This is a genomic window from Carboxylicivirga sp. M1479, assembly GCF_007097485.1.
In the GTDB taxonomy this organism is placed as follows: domain Bacteria; phylum Bacteroidota; class Bacteroidia; order Bacteroidales; family Marinilabiliaceae; genus Carboxylicivirga.
On sequence record NZ_VKDE01000092.1, the window covers coordinates 1 to 574 of the forward strand.

The following is a 574-nucleotide window of genomic DNA, read 5'->3' on the forward strand; positions in this document are numbered from 1 at the left end:
TTATTCTGTCCATTCCATTCCGGCTTGTTTTCGTATTTAGCCAGCAGCTCTTTATAAGGTTGAATAGGGGTGTGTACCGCATAGGGTGAATAGTAAAGGAAAAACGCTTGGTCTTTAACGGAGTTAAGAAAATCCAGTGTTTTATCCATTATAAGGTTAGTAAGGTAATAATCGTCGCTTGGCGCTGTTAGTGACGGTACACGCTTATAAGGAGGATAGTAACTACCAGGACCACCGGAATGATTACCTCCGATATTAACATCAAAGCCTTTTGTTTTAGGGTCGTCATTTAAATGCCATTTACCGGAGTGACATGTAAGGTATCCTGCTTTTTTAAGAACTTCAGGAATTAGAATATTATCCTGTGGGATATATTGATTATTTTTTACAGGTATTAACTTACGGGTAGAGCTTTTTCCTCTTTCAGAAGAACCTACCGTATAAATTCCATGACGCTGCGGCCATTGTCCGCTCATCATATTGGCACGGCTTGGCGCACAATTCGAAGCTGAGGCATAGGCATTGGTGAAGATCATACCTTCTGCAGCTAAGGCATCCAGGTTGGGGGTTTCGT

At 41.6% G+C, this 574-nt stretch carries 1 protein-coding gene; it reads right to left on the reverse strand.

What is annotated here, in order from left to right; all coding sequences use genetic code 11:
* Nucleotides 1–574: sulfatase-like hydrolase/transferase (locus FNN09_RS20910; protein WP_143304433.1), on the reverse strand; the 574-nt coding region annotated here is incomplete at both ends.